The organism is Streptococcus sp. NPS 308, assembly GCF_002355895.1.
Taxonomy (GTDB): domain Bacteria; phylum Bacillota; class Bacilli; order Lactobacillales; family Streptococcaceae; genus Streptococcus.
The window spans coordinates 841,040-857,579 of record NZ_AP017652.1; the positions used below are offsets into that span (position 1 = coordinate 841,040).

Annotated in this window: 15 protein-coding genes; all 15 read left to right on the top strand. The window is 42.5% G+C overall.

All coding sequences use genetic code 11. The annotated features are described in order from the left end of the window. Window positions 1–2 precede the first annotated feature (2 nt). The 15 genes from SNAG_RS04480 to topA all read left to right on the top strand — a co-directional run bounded on the left by SNAG_RS04480 (window position 3) and on the right by topA (window position 16,524). On the top strand, window positions 3–800 hold the full coding sequence (locus SNAG_RS04480) for a formate/nitrite transporter family protein (RefSeq protein ID WP_049478154.1): 798 nt from the start codon (window positions 3–5) through the stop codon (window positions 798–800). A gap of 147 nt (window positions 801–947) precedes the next feature. Further along, window positions 948–2,228 carry an O-acetylhomoserine aminocarboxypropyltransferase/cysteine synthase family protein gene (locus SNAG_RS04485; RefSeq protein ID WP_096406920.1) on the top strand — a complete coding sequence of 427 codons (1,281 nt, stop codon included), beginning with the start codon at window positions 948–950 and terminating at the stop codon, window positions 2,226–2,228. A 94-nt stretch (window positions 2,229–2,322) separates the two neighbouring features. Beyond that, on the top strand, window positions 2,323–3,597 hold the full coding sequence (locus SNAG_RS04490; RefSeq protein ID WP_096406923.1) for a DUF2130 domain-containing protein: 1,275 nt from the start codon (window positions 2,323–2,325) through the stop codon (window positions 3,595–3,597). A 10-nt stretch (window positions 3,598–3,607) separates the two neighbouring features. Next, window positions 3,608–4,486 carry a tRNA pseudouridine(55) synthase TruB gene (gene truB / locus SNAG_RS04495; protein WP_096406925.1) on the top strand — a complete coding sequence of 293 codons (879 nt, stop codon included), beginning with the start codon at window positions 3,608–3,610 and terminating at the stop codon, window positions 4,484–4,486. Window positions 4,487–4,597: 111 nt separating this feature from the next. After that, window positions 4,598–5,236 carry a uridine kinase gene (gene udk, locus SNAG_RS04500; protein ID WP_001181363.1) on the top strand — a complete coding sequence of 213 codons (639 nt, stop codon included), beginning with the start codon at window positions 4,598–4,600 and terminating at the stop codon, window positions 5,234–5,236. Window positions 5,237–5,364: 128 nt separating this feature from the next. Next, window positions 5,365–6,705 (top strand): exodeoxyribonuclease VII large subunit, encoded by a 1,341-nt coding sequence (gene xseA / locus SNAG_RS04505; RefSeq protein ID WP_096406928.1) that lies wholly within the window; start codon window positions 5,365–5,367, stop codon window positions 6,703–6,705. After that, the gene (locus tag SNAG_RS04510; RefSeq protein WP_000043227.1) at window positions 6,683–6,895 is read left to right on the top strand and encodes an exodeoxyribonuclease VII small subunit; all 213 of its coding nucleotides are present in this window, start codon (window positions 6,683–6,685) and stop codon (window positions 6,893–6,895) included. The genes xseA and SNAG_RS04510 overlap by 23 nt, the downstream gene beginning before the upstream one ends. Beyond that, window positions 6,892–7,767 carry a polyprenyl synthetase family protein gene (locus SNAG_RS04515; RefSeq protein ID WP_000743833.1) on the top strand — a complete coding sequence of 292 codons (876 nt, stop codon included), beginning with the start codon at window positions 6,892–6,894 and terminating at the stop codon, window positions 7,765–7,767. Before SNAG_RS04510 ends, SNAG_RS04515 begins: the two co-directional genes overlap by 4 nt. Next, window positions 7,760–8,575 carry a TlyA family RNA methyltransferase gene (locus SNAG_RS04520; RefSeq protein ID WP_001041066.1) on the top strand — a complete coding sequence of 272 codons (816 nt, stop codon included), beginning with the start codon at window positions 7,760–7,762 and terminating at the stop codon, window positions 8,573–8,575. The genes SNAG_RS04515 and SNAG_RS04520 overlap by 8 nt, the downstream gene beginning before the upstream one ends. After that, the gene (locus SNAG_RS04525) at window positions 8,568–8,999 is read left to right on the top strand and encodes an arginine repressor (RefSeq protein WP_001034393.1); all 432 of its coding nucleotides are present in this window, start codon (window positions 8,568–8,570) and stop codon (window positions 8,997–8,999) included. Before SNAG_RS04520 ends, SNAG_RS04525 begins: the two co-directional genes overlap by 8 nt. Before the next feature lie 6 nt (window positions 9,000–9,005). Continuing rightward, window positions 9,006–10,673 carry a DNA repair protein RecN gene (recN, locus tag SNAG_RS04530; protein WP_000923561.1) on the top strand — a complete coding sequence of 556 codons (1,668 nt, stop codon included), beginning with the start codon at window positions 9,006–9,008 and terminating at the stop codon, window positions 10,671–10,673. Next, window positions 10,674–11,402, top strand: a complete 729-nt coding sequence (locus SNAG_RS04535) for a metallophosphoesterase (RefSeq protein ID WP_096406931.1) — start codon at window positions 10,674–10,676, stop codon at window positions 11,400–11,402. A gap of 78 nt (window positions 11,403–11,480) precedes the next feature. Further along, entirely contained in the window at window positions 11,481–13,304 is a 1,824-nt protein-coding gene (lepA, locus tag SNAG_RS04540; RefSeq protein WP_001047195.1) for a translation elongation factor 4, read from the top strand. A 167-nt stretch (window positions 13,305–13,471) separates the two neighbouring features. Further along, on the top strand, window positions 13,472–14,320 hold the full coding sequence (dprA, locus tag SNAG_RS04545; protein WP_096406933.1) for a DNA-processing protein DprA: 849 nt from the start codon (window positions 13,472–13,474) through the stop codon (window positions 14,318–14,320). A 116-nt stretch (window positions 14,321–14,436) separates the two neighbouring features. Beyond that, entirely contained in the window at window positions 14,437–16,524 is a 2,088-nt protein-coding gene (topA, locus tag SNAG_RS04550) for a type I DNA topoisomerase (protein WP_096406936.1), read from the top strand. Window positions 16,525–16,540 lie beyond the last annotated feature (16 nt).

Consider the following 16,540-nt stretch of genomic DNA (forward strand, 5'->3'; position numbering starts at 1 on the left):
CTATGGTCTCATCAGAATTTATCTCAAAGATTGAATTTGCTTGTAAGAAGAAAGAAAGTCTTTATAGCCAAAGTAAGTTTAAATATGCGATTCGTTCCATGTTTGCAGGTGCTTTTCTAACATTTAGTACGGCTGCGGGCGCAGTTGGAGCTGATTTGATTAATAAGATCGCACCAGGTAGTGGTCGTTTCCTTTTCCCATTCGTTTTTGCTTGGGGATTAGCCTACATTGTTTTCTTGAATGCTGAGTTAGTCACTTCAAACATGATGTTCCTAACCGCGGGCAGTTTTTTGAAGAAAATTTCATGGAGAAAAACGGCTGAGATTCTACTTTACTGTACCTTCTTCAACCTTATTGGTGCTCTTATAGCAGGTTGGGGCTTTGCCCACTCAGCAGCCTATGCAAATCTAACACATGATAGCTTCATTTCAGGAGTTGTAGAGATGAAGTTAGGCCGTTCTAATGAGCTTGTCTTGCTTGAAGGTATTTTAGCCAATATCTTTGTAAACATTGCCATTCTTTCATTCGTTTTGGTGAAAGACGGCGGGGCCAAACTATGGCTTGTCTTATCAGCAATTTACATGTTTGTATTCTTAACAAACGAGCACATTGCTGCGAACTTTGCTTCTTTTGCGATTGTTAAGTTCAGTGTAGCAGCAGATTCCATTGCTAACTTTGACATACCTAATATTCTTCGTCACTGGGGTGTAACCTTTGTTGGAAACTTTATCGGAGGAGGCCTCTTGATGGGTCTTCCATATGCCTTCCTCAATAAAAATGAAGATACTTACGTAGATTAAGAAAATGAGCACGATTGATTCGTGCTTTTTTCGTTTTTAAAATAGAGTAATAGCTATTTCTTATATCAAAATATAGAAAACGAATATTTGTAAACTATAACTTAAGGTGCTACAATATCCTTAATCAAACTATTTGGAGGTCGTTTTATGACTCGTGATTTTAAATTTGAAACCTTACAACTACATGCTGGTCAAGTTGTGGATCCAGCAACTAAGTCTCGTGCAGTGCCGATTTATCAGACAACATCCTTTGTTTTTGATGATACGCAGGAAGGTGCCGATTTGTTTGCCTTGAGAAAACCAGGTAATATCTATACTCGTATTACAAATCCTACAACGGCTGCTTTTGAAGAAAGAATTGCAGCTCTCGAAGGTGGTGTCGGAGCTCTTGCAACAGCATCAGGTATGGCTGCAGTGACTTATACGATTTTGGCGCTTGCCCATGCTGGTGACCATGTTGTAGCGGCATCAACTATTTACGGTGGAACCTTCAATCTATTGAAAGAAACCCTTCCTCGTTATGGGATCACAACTACCTTTGTCGATGTGGATAATTTGGAGGAAGTTGAAGCAGCTATCGGTGACAATACAAAACTTGTCTTGATTGAAACCTTAGGGAATCCCTTAATTAACATTCCTGACTTGGAAAAATTGGCTGAGATTGCGCATAAACATCAGATTCCACTTGTTTCTGACAATACCTTTGCTACACCTTATTTGATTAACGTCTTCTCTCACGGCGTAGATATTGCTATTCATTCTGCGACTAAGTTTATCGGTGGTCATGGTACGACTATTGGTGGTGTTATCGTGGACAGTGGTCGTTTTGACTGGGAAGCTTCAAGGAAATTTCCGCAGTTTGTAGAGGAGGATCCTAGCTACCATAACTTGAGCTATACTCGCGATGTTGGGGCAGCAGCCTTTATTATCGCTGTTCGTGTTCAATTGCTTCGTGATACAGGTGCTGCCTTGTCACCATTTAATGCCTTTCTCTTGCTCCAAGGGCTTGAAACTCTCTCTCTTCGTGTCGAACGCCATGTGCAAAATGCAGAGAAAATTGTTGATTTCCTTGTTAACCATCCTAAGGTAGAAAAAGTAAACTATCCAAAACTAGCTGACAGTCCTTATCATGCCTTGGCTGAGAAATATTTGCCAAAAGGTGTTGGTTCAATCTTTACCTTCCATGTTAAAGGCGGAGAGGCAGAAGCTCGCAAGGTAATTGATAATTTGGAAATCTTCTCTGACCTTGCAAACGTGGCAGATGCCAAATCCCTTGTGGTCCATCCTGCGACAACCACTCACGGTCAGTTGTCAGAAAAAGATCTAGAAGCAGCAGGAGTCACACCAAACCAAATCCGCTTGTCGATCGGTCTTGAAAATGTAGAGGATTTGATTGAAGATTTGCGTTTGGCCTTGGAAAAAATTTAAAGTAACAGATATAAACAGTGGGTTTCGACTCGCTGTTTTTGATTTTCCCTTAGGCATGATATAATGGTTACAGAAGTCTAGAAAGAGGAAAGTTATGAACGAAATCAAATGCCCCAACTGTGGGGAAGTCTTTACAGTAAATGAGAGCCAGTATGCTGAACTTTTATCTCAAGTGAGAACAGCTGAGTTTGATAAGGAATTACACGATCGCATGAAGCAAGAGCTTGCCCTAGCTGAGCAGAAGTCTATGAATGAGCAACAGTCTAAACTTGCTCAAAAAGACCAAGAAATTGCGCAATTACAGAGTCAAATCCAAAACTTTGATACAGAGAAAGAACTGGCTAAAAAAGAGGTTGAACAAACAAGTCATGAGGCTTTATTGGCAAAGGATAAGGAAGTACAGACCTTGGAAAACCAATTGGCTACCTTGCGTTTAGAACATGAAAATCAACTGCAAAAGACCCTTTCTGACTTAGAAAAAGAACGGGATCAAATTAAAAATCAGCTCCTATTGCAAGAAAAGGAAAATGAGTTATCTTTGGCTTCTGTTAAGCAAAATTACGAAGCCCAGCTCAAGGCGGCCAGTGAACAAGTCGAATTTTACAAGAATTTCAAAGCCCAACAATCTACAAAAGCTATCGGGGAAAGTCTAGAACACTATGCGGAGAGTGAGTTTAACAAGGTTCGCAGTTTTGCCTTTCCAAATGCCTACTTTGAGAAGGATAACAAGGTTTCTGCGCGTGGGTCTAAAGGCGACTTTATCTTCCGTGAATGTGATGAAAATGGGGTGGAAATCATTTCCATCATGTTTGAGATGAAAAATGAAGCGGACGGAACAGAGAAGAAACACAAGAATGCAGATTTTTACAAGGAATTGGACAAGGACCGTCGGGAGAAGAACTGTGAGTATGCTGTTTTGGTAACCATGTTAGAAGCAGATAACGATTACTTTAACACGGGTATCGTGGATGTCAGTCATGAGTATGAAAAGATGTATGTGGTCCGTCCTCAGTTCTTTATCCAGTTGATCGGTCTTTTGCGAAATGCTGCGCTCAATTCCCTAAAATACAAGCAGGAGTTAGCGCTTGTTCGTGAGCAGAATATCGATATCACCCATTTTGAAGAAGACTTGGATGCCTTTAAACAGGCTTTTGCTAAAAACTACAACTCTGCTTCAACCAACTTTGGTAAAGCTATTGATGAAATCGACAAGGCTATCAAACGCATGGAAGAGGTCAAGAAATTCCTAACCACATCCGAAAACCAACTCCGCTTAGCTAACAACAAGCTTGAAGATGTTTCAGTCAAAAAATTGACCCGCAAAAATCCAACAATGAAAGCGAAATTTGAAGCATTGAAGGGGGAATAGAAAGCAACACATGAACGGTATTATCAACTTAAAAAAAGAAGCGGGCATGACCTCGCATGATGCGGTTTTTAAACTGCGTAAGATTTTGGGAACTAAGAAAATTGGTCATGGTGGGACCTTGGATCCGGATGTGGTGGGTGTTTTGCCTATTGCGGTGGGCAAGGCAACCCGTATGGTCGAGTTCATGCAGGATGAGGGCAAGGTCTATGAGGGGGAGATTACTCTGGGCTATTCAACGACGACAGAGGATGCCAGTGGGGAAGTGGTTGCTGAGACCCCTGTTTTGTCGCCCTTGGATGAAAAGCTTGTCGATGAAGCGATCGCTAGTCTGACTGGGGCTATCACCCAGATTCCTCCCATGTACTCAGCTGTCAAGGTAAATGGGCGTAAGCTCTATGAATATGCGCGTGCTGGTCAGGAGGTGGAGCGTCCAGAACGTCAGGTAACTATTTATAGCTTTGAGCGGACCAGTCCGATCTCTTATGAAAACAATCTTGCACGCTTTACTTTTCGCGTAAAATGCAGTAAGGGAACTTATATCCGTACCTTATCGGTTGACTTAGGAGAGAAGCTGGGCTATGCAGCCCATATGTCCCATTTGATACGGATGAGTGCTGCAGGTTTGAAGCTAGAAGATGCTCTTACCTTGGACGAAATTGCTGCAAAAGTGGAGGCTGGGCAACTGGATTTTCTTTATCCCTTAGAGATTGGAACAGGGGATCTTGTCAAAGTTTTTCTAAGTCCAGAAGAGGCTACAGAAGTGCGCTTTGGTCGTTTTATTGAGCTAGACCAAACGGACCAAGAATTAGCTGCCTTTGAGGGAGACAAATTGCTAGCTATTCTAGAAAAACGGGGCAATCTCTACAAGCCAAGAAAGGTTCTTGGCTAGTCTAACTGGAGTGTGGGGATGGATTTGTTTCCCCTAGACTATCCAAATCAGACTATAAATTTGGCTAAAAATATGATAGAATAGACGACGGATAAAAAAACGGAGGATAGCATGCAAAATAGACCAATCATTATCGGAGTGACAGGTGGTTCTGGTGGTGGTAAGACTAGTGTTTCAAAAGCCATTTTATCTCATTTTCTTGATGAGAAGATTGCCATGATTGAGCATGATTCATACTACAAGGACCAATCTCATTTGACCTTTGAAGAGCGTGTCAAAACCAACTACGACCATCCTTTTGCCTTTGATACAGACTTGATGATCGAGCAAATTAAGGAGTTGTTGGCAGGGCGTCCGGTGGACATTCCGACTTATGACTATACTGAACATACACGGAGCAACAAAACCTATCGTCAAGAGCCTCAAGATGTCTTTATCGTTGAGGGAATTTTGGTCTTGGAGGACAAGCGTCTGCGCGATTTGATGGACATCAAGATTTTTGTGGATACAGATGATGATGTGCGCATTATTCGTCGGATTAAGCGGGACATGGAAGAGCGTGGCCGTAGTTTGGATAGTGTGATTGACCAATATCTGGGTGTGGTGAAACCCATGTATCACCAGTTCATCGAGCCAACCAAGCGTTATGCGGATATCATTATTCCTGAAGGTGCCAGCAATACAGTCGCTATTGACCTTTTGACAACCAAGATTTCTAAGATTTTGGAAGAAGCTCGTAATAGCAAATAATCAGATGAGGAGGCCTAGCCTCCTTTTTCTATTTTTCCTTTCGTTTCGGTATGCAAAAGGAGATTTTTAATCATATTTTTGGTATAATAATACCCATGGAAAAGCAAGAAAATGAATAGTAGGTGGAGATGGAAAAGTATTTATCAGTAACAACTTTGACCAAGTATCTGAAAATGAAATTCGATAAAGACCCTTACTTGGAACGGGTCTATTTAACTGGCCAAGTTTCCAACTTTCGTAAACGACCTACTCACCAATATTTCTCTCTAAAAGATGACCATGCGGTTATTCAAGCGACCATCTGGTCAGGGATCTATCAGAAATTAGGCTTCGACTTGGAAGAAGGGATGAAGATCAATGTAATTGGGCGTGTGCAGGTCTATGAACCGAGCGGTAGCTACTCTATCATCATTGAAAAAGCTGAGCCTGATGGGGTTGGGGCGCTTGCGATTCAGTTTGAACAACTCAAGAAGAAACTGACAGAAGAAGGTTTATTTCAAGAACGCTTCAAGCAACCTATTCCCCAGTTTGCTAAGCGAATCGGTGTGGTAACCAGTCGCAGTGGAGCTGTTATTCGAGATATTATCACGACCGTCAGCAGACGTTTTCCTGGTGTCGATCTCCTTCTCTATCCGACCAAGGTACAAGGTGATGGAGCTGCGGAAGAAATTGCTCGAAATATTGCGCGTGCCAATCAACGTGAGGACCTAGATGTTCTCATCATTGGTCGTGGTGGTGGTTCCATCGAGGATCTCTGGGCCTTTAACCAAGAGATTGTGGTACGGGCTATTTTTGAATCCCGTTTGCCCATCATCTCTAGTGTTGGTCATGAGACAGATGTGACCTTGGCAGACTTTGTGGCTGATCGTCGTGCTGCGACGCCAACAGCTGCAGCTGAACTGGCAACACCTGTAACAAAGTTGGATCTCTTGACCCATTTGCAAAATCAAGAAAAACGGATGACAACAGCGGTTCAGAATGTCCTGTCAAGGAAAAAAGAGGTTTTGAAAAAATGCAGTCAGTCAGTCATCTTTAGACAGCCAGAGCGCTTGTATGATGGTTATTTGCAACGGTTGGATCAGCTGCAACTGCGATTAAAACAAAGTTTGCGAACACGGATTTCTGATAGCAAACATTTAGTCCAAGTAAAGACGCACCAACTGGTGCAATTATCACCTGTTACCAAAATTCAACGCTATCAGGATCGGCTTGCTCAGTTGGACAAGCTCCTTCGTAGCCAAATGGCTTTGGTTTATGATGCCAAGGTTGCTGAGGTTAAGCGACTTTCGGAAGCCTTGCTGATGTTGGATACGAGCCGAATTGTGGCGCGTGGTTATGCTATTGTAAAAAAAGAAGAGACAGTTGTGGATTCGGTTGAGAAGTTGAAGAAAAAAGACCAAGTGACGCTTTTGATGCGAGACGGTCAAGTAGAATTAGAGGTTAAAGATGTCAAAACAAAAGAAATTTGAGGAAAATCTAGCAGAATTGGAGACCATCGTCCAAAGTTTGGAAAATGGTGAAATTGCTCTGGAAGATGCGATTGCTGCCTTTCAAAAGGGCATGGTCTTGTCAAAAGAACTCCAAGAGACCTTGGACAAGGCTGAAAAGACCTTGGTCAAGGTCATGCAAGAAGACGGAACAGAAAGTGATTTTGAATGAAGAAGCAAGAAAAATTAGCTCTTGTGGAGTCGGCTTTGGAAGACTTTTATGGAGATCAGCAGTTTGCTTCTAGTTTACGAGAGTCTGTTCTCTACTCCATTCATGCTGGCGGCAAGCGTATTCGTCCTTTTCTCTTGTTAGAAGTTCTGGAATCCCTGCAAGTAGTTATCCAACCAGCACATGCTCAAGTGGCAGCGGCCTTGGAAATGATTCACACAGGAAGCTTGATTCATGATGACCTTCCTGCCATGGATGATGACGATTACCGTCGGGGGCGCTTGACAAATCACAAGAAATTTGGCGAAGCGATGGCCATTTTGGCTGGAGATGCCTTGTTCCTAGATCCCTATGCCTTGATAGCGCAGGCAGATTTGCCAAGTCAGATCAAGGTGGATTTGATTGCCAACTTATCCCTTGCTTCAGGAAGTCTGGGAATGGTGGCAGGGCAGGTTTTAGATATGGAAGGCGAACACCAACATTTGTCTTTGGAAGAACTTCAGACCATTCATGCCAATAAAACAGGTAAGTTACTAGCCTATCCCTTCCAAGCAGCTGCTATCATAACTGAATTAGCGCCTGAAATCCAAGCAAAATTGAAAACTGTGGGTGAATTGATTGGACTGGCTTTTCAAGTCAGAGATGATGTGCTGGATGTGTCAGCTAGTTTTGAGGAAATCGGCAAGACTCCACAAAAGGATTTGCAGGCTGAAAAATCAACCTATCCAGCCTTGTTGGGCTTGGAGGAGGCCATTACCTTTTGTAACCAAACCCTTGATCAAGCCAAGGTAAAATTAGATGAAATTTCCCAGCAAGTCAGCTTTGAAACAGAACCGATTGTGAAAGTAGTAGAAAGTTTGAGAATCAATGGCTAAGGAAAGAGTGGATGTACTAGCTTATAAACAGGGTTTGTTTGAGACACGAGAACAAGCCAAGCGGGGTGTTATGGCAGGGCTTGTTGTGGCTGTTCTTAATGGAGAGCGTTTTGACAAGCCAGGAGAGAAAATCCCAGATGATACTGAGTTAAAACTCAAAGGTGAAAAACTCAAGTATGTCAGCCGGGGTGGCTTGAAACTGGAAAAGGCCTTGCAGGTCTTTGATTTGTCAGTGGATGGGGCGACCACGATTGATATTGGGGCTTCTACTGGTGGCTTTACCGATGTCATGTTGCAAAATGGTGCTGAGCTTGTCTACGCGGTGGATGTTGGGACCAATCAGTTAGCCTGGAAATTGCGCCAAGATTCTCGGGTTGTCAGCATGGAGCAGTTTAATTTTCGTTATGCTGAAAAGACTGATTTCGAAAAGGAGCCGAGCTTTGCCAGTATTGATGTGAGTTTCATTTCCCTCAGTCTGATTTTGCCTGCCTTGCACCGTGTCTTGGTTGATCAAGGTCAGGTGGTAGCTCTGGTTAAGCCCCAATTTGAAGCAGGTCGTGAGCAAATCGGGAAAAATGGAATCATTCGCGATGCCAAGGTTCATCAAACTGTCCTTGAATCTGTCACTGCTATGGCGGTTGAGCAAGGCTTTTCTGTGCTTGGATTAGACTATTCACCAATCCAAGGAGGACATGGAAACATCGAATTTCTGGCATATTTGAAAAAGGAAGAGGGAGCAAGCAATCAAGTTGCCCCCGAAATAGAAAAAGTTGTAGAGAGAGCACATAGAGAATTTAAAGATGAATAAAAAAGAGAGACTTGAAAAAATTAGAAGATTTGTAACAGATTACCAAATCGGAACACAGGAAGAAATCGTTGAGCATTTAAAGGAAGCAGGTATCTCTGCCACTCAAGCAACTGTATCGAGAGATATCAAAGAGCTTGGTATTGTTAAAATTCCTTTGAAAAACAACACTTATATCTATGAGTTGCCAAAATCAATTGTGAAGAGTTTGCAGTTGGCTGAGAATAACATCGAAGGTTCTCAAGTAATGGGTAACATGCTTAACCTCAATGTCATTCCTGGGAACACAGTATTTGTGAAAGGTCAGCTGGTTGCAGCATTTTCTGATAAGATTTTTAGCTGCATTGCGGATGACAATTCAATCTTGATTGTGGCAAAAACAGAGGAAGCAGCTAAGGAAATATCTGAACAAGTTAAAAAATGGTAGGTCGATATGTTACTTGAAATTTCGATTAAAAATTTTGCCATTATAGAGGCGATTTCGCTAAATTTTGAAAAAGGCATGACAGTCTTAACTGGTGAAACAGGTGCCGGTAAATCAATCATTATCGATGCCATGAACATGATGTTAGGAGCTAGAGCGGCTACGGATGTCATTCGTCATGGTGCTCCCAAGGCTGAGATTGAAGGGCTTTTCTCTGTTGAGAATAGTCATTCTTTACAAGAACTCTTTGACGAGCAAGGATTGGAATTGGGGGATGAGATTATCATCCGTCGTGAAATTCTTCAAAATGGGCGAAGTGTAAGTCGCGTCAATGGACAGATGGTCAATCTTTCTGTCCTGCGTGCAATCGGCCAGCATCTTGTCGATATCCATGGGCAACATGACCAAGAAGAGTTAATGCGTCCACAACTTCATATCCAAATGTTGGATGAATTTGGTGATGCAGCATTTTTTGAGTTGAAACAAGCCTATCAGACAAGCTTTGACGCCTATCGCAAAATGCGTAAACAAGTTCTTGAAGTCAAGAAAAATCAGCAGGAACACAAGTCTCGCATTGAGATGTTGGAATTTCAAATGGCAGAGATTGAGGCGGTAAATTTGCAAGCGGGTGAAGATGTTAGTCTCAACAAAGAACGAGATAAACTCCTCAACCACAAAAATATAGCAGATACCTTGACAAATGCCTACACTATGTTGGACAATGAGGAGTTCTCCAGCCTAGCAAATGTCCGTTCCGCTATGAATGACATGGAAAGTATCGAAGAATACGACCCTGAATACCGTGAAATTTCAAGTTCTCTATCAGAGACCTACTATGTTTTAGAAGATATTACAAAGCGTTTGGAAGATATCATCGAAGATCTAGATTTTGATGGCAATCGACTCATGCAGGTTGAAAATCGCTTAGATTTGCTCAACACGATCACACGTAAGTATGGTGGGACAGTTGATGAGGTCTTGCTTTACTTTGCCAAGATTACGGATGAGTACAATCTCTTGACAGGGAATAACCTTTCTTCCGAAGATATGGAAGCAGAGCTTAAAAAATTGGAAGTCAATCTTGTTGCGTTAGCAAATCAGCTAGCTTCAGCCCGCCATGACTTGGCCCAGCAGCTAGAAGCAGAGATTAAACAAGAACTGCAAGATCTTTATATGGAGAAGGCTCAATTTCAAGTTCGCTTTAGCAAGGGCAAATTCAGCCGTGAAGGAAATGAAGCAGTTGAGTTTTACATTTCTACTAACCCAGGTGAGGACTTTAAACCCTTGGTCAAGGTGGCATCAGGTGGGGAATTGTCTCGTCTCATGCTAGCCATCAAGTCTGCTTTTTCTCGTAAGGAAGGTAAGACCAGTATTGTCTTTGATGAGGTGGATACGGGAGTTTCAGGTCGTGTTGCTCAAGCTATTGCTCAGAAGATTCACAAGATTGGCCAACATGGTCAGGTTTTAGCTATTTCTCACCTACCACAAGTAATTGCCATTGCGGATTATCAATTCTTTATTGAAAAGATTAGTGATGAGCACTCAACGGTGTCGACGGTTCGCCTCTTGACTTTAGAAGAGCGAGTAGAGGAAGTTGCTAAGATGTTAGCAGGAGAGAATGTAACAGAAGCAGCCCTTACCCAAGCGAGAGAATTATTGCAAACGAGGGAGAAATAAATGACAGACTATTATGTGATTGGAGATGTCCATGGAAAAGCAGGTATGCTGGAAGACCTTCTCAAAACATGGGATGGTCGCACCCAGTTGCTTTTTCTAGGGGATTTGATTGACCGAGGTGAAGATAGTCGCCGTGTTCTAGAAATGGTCAAGGACCTGGTGGACAATCAAGGGGCTATCTGTCTATCAGGAAACCATGAGTATATGTTTTTGACTTGGTTGGACAATCCTGAAGAAAGCTATGACCACTATCGTCGAAATGGTGGTGATACAACTATTAACTCAATTTTAGGTCGTCCCTTGGATGCCCCAGTTGACGGGGTGGAGGATGCCAAGCGTGTTGCCACCGAAGCAGCAGACTTGGTCGGATTTATTCGTCAAATGCCTTTTGTCGTTGAGACAGACAAGTATATCTTTGTGCATGCTGGTATTGATTTGACCTTGGATGATTGGCATGAAACGACTGATTACAAGAAAGTCTGGCTCAGAAAACCATTCCACGAAGCGGCCAATCATACTGGGAAAACCATTGTCTTTGGGCATACACCAGTCTATGGTCTACTAGATCAGAAACCAGGTACGGCTGACCTTTGGGTGACAGAAGATGGTAAGGTTGGGATGGATGGAGGAGCTGTTTACGGAGGTGTCCTTCATGGAATCGTCTTTACAGACCAAGGAATGACAGAACACCACTTTATCGAAAATGATGGCTTTGTTGCCGAAGATTAGTACTCCTTACAGGGTATGGTCTTGTCAAAATATTAAAAACAATTTATAATAAATAGATACCCTGAAAGGAAGAGAATCATGAATTTAGAAGAATTGAAAAAACGACAGGAGAAAATCCGGAACTTTTCTATTATCGCCCATATTGACCACGGGAAGTCTACTTTGGCAGACCGTATTTTGGAAAAGACGGAGACGGTTTCTAGTCGTGAAATGCAAGCCCAGCTTCTGGATAGTATGGATCTTGAGCGTGAACGTGGGATTACCATCAAACTTAATGCCATCGAGCTCAATTATACTGCTAAAGATGGGGAGACCTATATCTTCCACTTGATTGACACGCCTGGACATGTGGACTTTACCTATGAAGTGTCGCGTTCTCTAGCTGCCTGTGAAGGGGCGATTTTGGTGGTCGATGCAGCCCAAGGGATTGAGGCGCAGACCCTTGCCAATGTTTATCTAGCCTTGGATAATGATTTGGAAATTCTTCCTGTTATTAACAAGATTGACCTACCAGCGGCCGATCCTGAGCGAGTTCGTACAGAGATTGAGGATGTCATCGGACTAGATGCCAGCGAAGCAGTTTTAGCTTCTGCCAAAGCTGGTATTGGTATTGAAGAAATTCTCGAGCAAATCGTAGAGAAAGTTCCCGCACCAACTGGTGATGTTTCAGCTCCACTCAAAGCCTTGATTTTCGACTCAGTTTATGATGCTTATCGTGGGGTTATCCTCCAAGTTCGTGTCATGGACGGAGTTGTTAAACCTGGCGATAAGATTCAGCTCATGAGCAATGGAAAGACCTTTGATGTGACGGAGGTCGGAATTTTCACTCCGAAAGCAGTAGGACGTGATTTCCTAGCCACAGGTGACGTTGGTTATATTGCGGCTTCTATCAAGACGGTTCAAGATACTCGTGTCGGTGATACAGTGACCCTAGCAAGCAATCCTGCCACAGAGCCACTTGATGGTTACAAGCAGATGAACCCTATGGTCTTTGCGGGTCTTTACCCAATTGAGTCAAACAAGTACAATGACCTTCGTGAAGCACTTGAGAAACTGCAGCTCAACGATGCTAGCTTGCAGTTTGAACCAGAAACATCTCAGGCCCTTGGATTTGGTTTCCGTTGTGGATTCCTTGGACTCCTCCATATGGATGTTATCCAAGAGCGTTTAGAGCGCGAGTTTAACATCGACCTCATTATGACAGCTCCTTCTGTTATTTACAAGGTTAACCAAACTGACGGTGAGTCTATGGATGTCTCTAACCCATCAGAATTCCCAGACCCAACTAAGATTGCGACCATTGAAGAACCTTATGTCAAGGCGCAAATCATGGTTCCACAGGAGTTTGTCGGAGCAGTTATGGAATTGGCTCAACGTAAACGTGGGGACTTTGTAACCATGGATTATATTGATGACAATCGTGTTAATGTCATCTATCAAATTCCACTTGCTGAAATTGTCTTTGACTTTTTTGATAAGCTCAAGTCTTCGACGCGTGGTTATGCAAGCTTTGACTACGAATTGTCAGAGTACCGTCCATCGAAGTTGGTCAAAATGGATATCCTTCTCAATGGAGATAAGGTGGATGCTCTTAGCTTTATCGTCCACAAGGACTTTGCCTACGAACGTGGGAAACTCATCGTTGATAAGCTCAAGAAAATCATCCCTCGTCAACAGTTTGAGGTGCCAATTCAGGCAGCTATTGGACACAAGATTGTGGCTCGTACGGATATCAAGGCCCTTCGTAAAAACGTACTTGCCAAGTGTTATGGTGGTGACGTTTCGCGCAAACGCAAACTTCTTGAAAAACAAAAAGCTGGTAAGAAACGTATGAAAGCTATAGGCTCAGTAGAAGTTCCACAAGAAGCTTTCCTTAGCGTCTTAAGCATGGACGAAGAATAGAAATAGAAAACTAAACTCTTGAAGATTTTTCAAGGGTTTTTTCTATTTTTGATAAACGTAAGCTATCAAATGCGAAAGCTGAATAAATGTAAAAATCAGATTATCATGTCTTCTTTTTATGATTTTTACGAATAGATAGATGAGTAGCAAAAGAAATGGAGTTGTATATGAAAATTACAAACTATGAGATTTACAAATTAAGAAAAGCAGGCTTGACCAATCAACAGATTTTAACTGTTCTTGAATATGACGAGACTGTAGAGCAGGAACTTTTGTTAGGAGATATTGCTGAAATCTCTGGTTGCCGCAATCCTGCTGTCTTTATGGAACGCTATTTCCAGATAGATGATGTGCAGTTGGAGAAGGAGTTTCAAAAATTCCCATCTTTCTCGATTCTAGACGAGTGTTATCCTTGGGATCTGAGTGAGATTTATGACCCTCCAGCTCTTTTGTTTTACAAAGGGAATCTGGATTTATTGAAATTTCCCAAGGTTGCTCTTGTAGGGAGTCGTTCTTGTTCCAGCCAAGGTGCTAAGTCGGTCCAGAAAATTATCCAAGGTTTAGAAAACGAGTTAATCGTGGTTAGTGGCTTGGCCAAAGGAATCGATACCGCTGCCCATATGGCTGCGCTCCAGAATGGAGGGAGAACGATTGCTGTAATCGGAACAGGATTGGATGTTTTTTATCCACGTGCTAACAAACGCTTGCAGGAGTACATTGGAAATCATCATCTAGTGCTAAGTGAGTACGGTCCAGGTGAAGAACCCTTGAAATTCCATTTTCCAGCCCGTAATCGTATCATTGCAGGATTGTGTCGTGGAGTTATTGTGGCAGAGGCAAGGATGCGTTCAGGAAGTCTCATTACCTGTGAACGTGCCATGGAGGAAGGACGCGATGTTTTTGCTATTCCAGGGGACATTCTTGATGGCCATTCAGATGGTTGCCACCACTTGATCCAAGAGGGAGCAAAACTGGTCACAAGTGGTCAAGATGTGTTGGCTGAGTTTGAATTTTAAGGAGAAATTGATCATCCAAATAAACTTTTCTACTATATATAGGAGTTAAGTCTTGACAGCTATAGAAAAATGGTTTACACTTTATAAAGTTTATTACTTTGAAAAGGTGTGATAGTGTGGCTACGGCAACAAAGAAGAAAAAATCAACAGTTAAAAAAAATCTAGTCATCGTAGAGTCTCCTGCTAAGGCGAAAACGATTGAAAAATATCTAGGCAGAAATTATAAGGTTTTAGCAAGTGTCGGGCATATCCGTGATTTGAAAAAATCCAGTATGTCTGTCGACATTGAAAACAACTATGAACCGCAGTATATCAATATCCGTGGAAAAGGTCCTCTCATTAATGACTTGAAAAAAGAAGCTAAAAAGGCCAATAAAGTCTTTCTGGCAAGTGACCCGGACCGTGAAGGAGAAGCGATTTCCTGGCATTTGGCTCATATTCTCGATTTGGATGAGAATGATGCCAATCGTGTGGTCTTTAATGAAATCACCAAGGACGCAGTGAAAAATGCTTTTAAAGAACCTCGCAAGATTGATATGGACTTGGTCGATGCCCAACAAGCTCGTCGTGTCTTGGACCGCTTGGTAGGCTATTCGATTTCGCCAATTTTGTGGAAAAAGGTCAAGAAGGGCTTATCAGCAGGGCGCGTGCAGTCTGTTGCCCTTAAGCTTATCATTGACCGTGAAAATGAAATCAATGCCTTCCAACCGGAAGAATACTGGACAATTGATGGTGTCTTTAAGAAGGGAACCAAGCAATTTCAAGCTTCTTTCTATGGTATGAATGGCAAAAAGATGAAATTGACCACCAACGAAGAAGTCAAAGAAGTCTTATCCCATTTGACTAGTAAAGATTTCACAGTAGACCAGGTAGATAAGAAAGAACGCAAACGCAATGCGCCCCTACCTTATACGACCTCAACCATGCAAATGGATGCTGCCAACAAAATCAATTTCCGTACTCGTAAGACCATGATGGTTGCCCAACAGCTTTATGAAGGGATTAATATCGGTACAGGTGTGCAAGGTCTGATTACCTATATGCGTACAGACTCGACTCGTATCAGTCCAGTAGCTCAGAACGAAGCTGCAAGCTACATTAACGACCGTTTTGGTAGCAAGTATTCCAAGAATGGTAGCAAGGTCAAGAATGCCTCAGGTGCTCAGGATGCCCACGAAGCCATTCGTCCATCTAGTGTCTTTAACACACCTGAAAGCATCGCAAAATACTTGGACAAAGACCAGCTTAAGCTCTATACCCTTATCTGGAACCGTTTTGTAGCTAGCCAGATGACGGGAGCTATCTTTGATACCATGGCTGTCAAGCTCTCTCAAAATGGAGTCCGGTTCGCAGCAAATGGTAGCCAAGTTAAGTTTGATGGTTATCTTGCTATCTACAATGACTCTGATAAAAACAAGATGTTGCCAGATATGGCTGTTGGAGATGTGGTCAAGCAGGTCAATAGCAAGCCAGAACAACATTTCACCCAACCGCCTGCTCGCTATTCGGAAGCGACTCTTATCAAGACCTTGGAAGAAAATGGTGTTGGTCGTCCTTCAACTTATGCTCCGACCATTGAAACCATCCAGAAACGCTATTATGTTCGTCTGGCAGCCAAACGCTTTGAACCAACAGAATTAGGAGAAATTGTTAACAAGCTCATCGTTGAATATTTCCCAGACATCGTAAATGTGACCTTTACAGCTGAAATGGAAGGAAAACTGGATGATGTCGAAGTTGGAAAAGAACAGTGGCAACGTGTTATTGACGAATTTTACAAACCATTCTCCAAAGATGTAGCCAAGGCTGAAGCTGAAATGGAAAAAATTCAGATCAAGGATGAGCCAGCTGGATTTGACTGTGAAGTCTGTGGAAGTCCAATGGTGATTAAGCTAGGCCGTTTTGGTAAATTCTATGCTTGTAGCAATTTCCCAGAATGCCGTCACACACAAGCGATTGTTAAGGAGATTGGTGTCGAGTGTCCAAGCTGTCATCAAGGACAAATCATTGAACGCAAAACCAAGCGCAATCGAATCTTCTATGGTTGCAATCGCTACCCAGAATGTGAATTTACTTCTTGGGATAAACCAGTTGGACGTGATTGTCCAAAATGTGGTCACTTCCTTATGGAGAAGAAAGTCCGTGGTGGTGGCAAGCAGGTTGTGTGTAGTAATGGCGACTACGAAGAAGAGAAAATTAAATAAAACGAAGTGTCCTGAA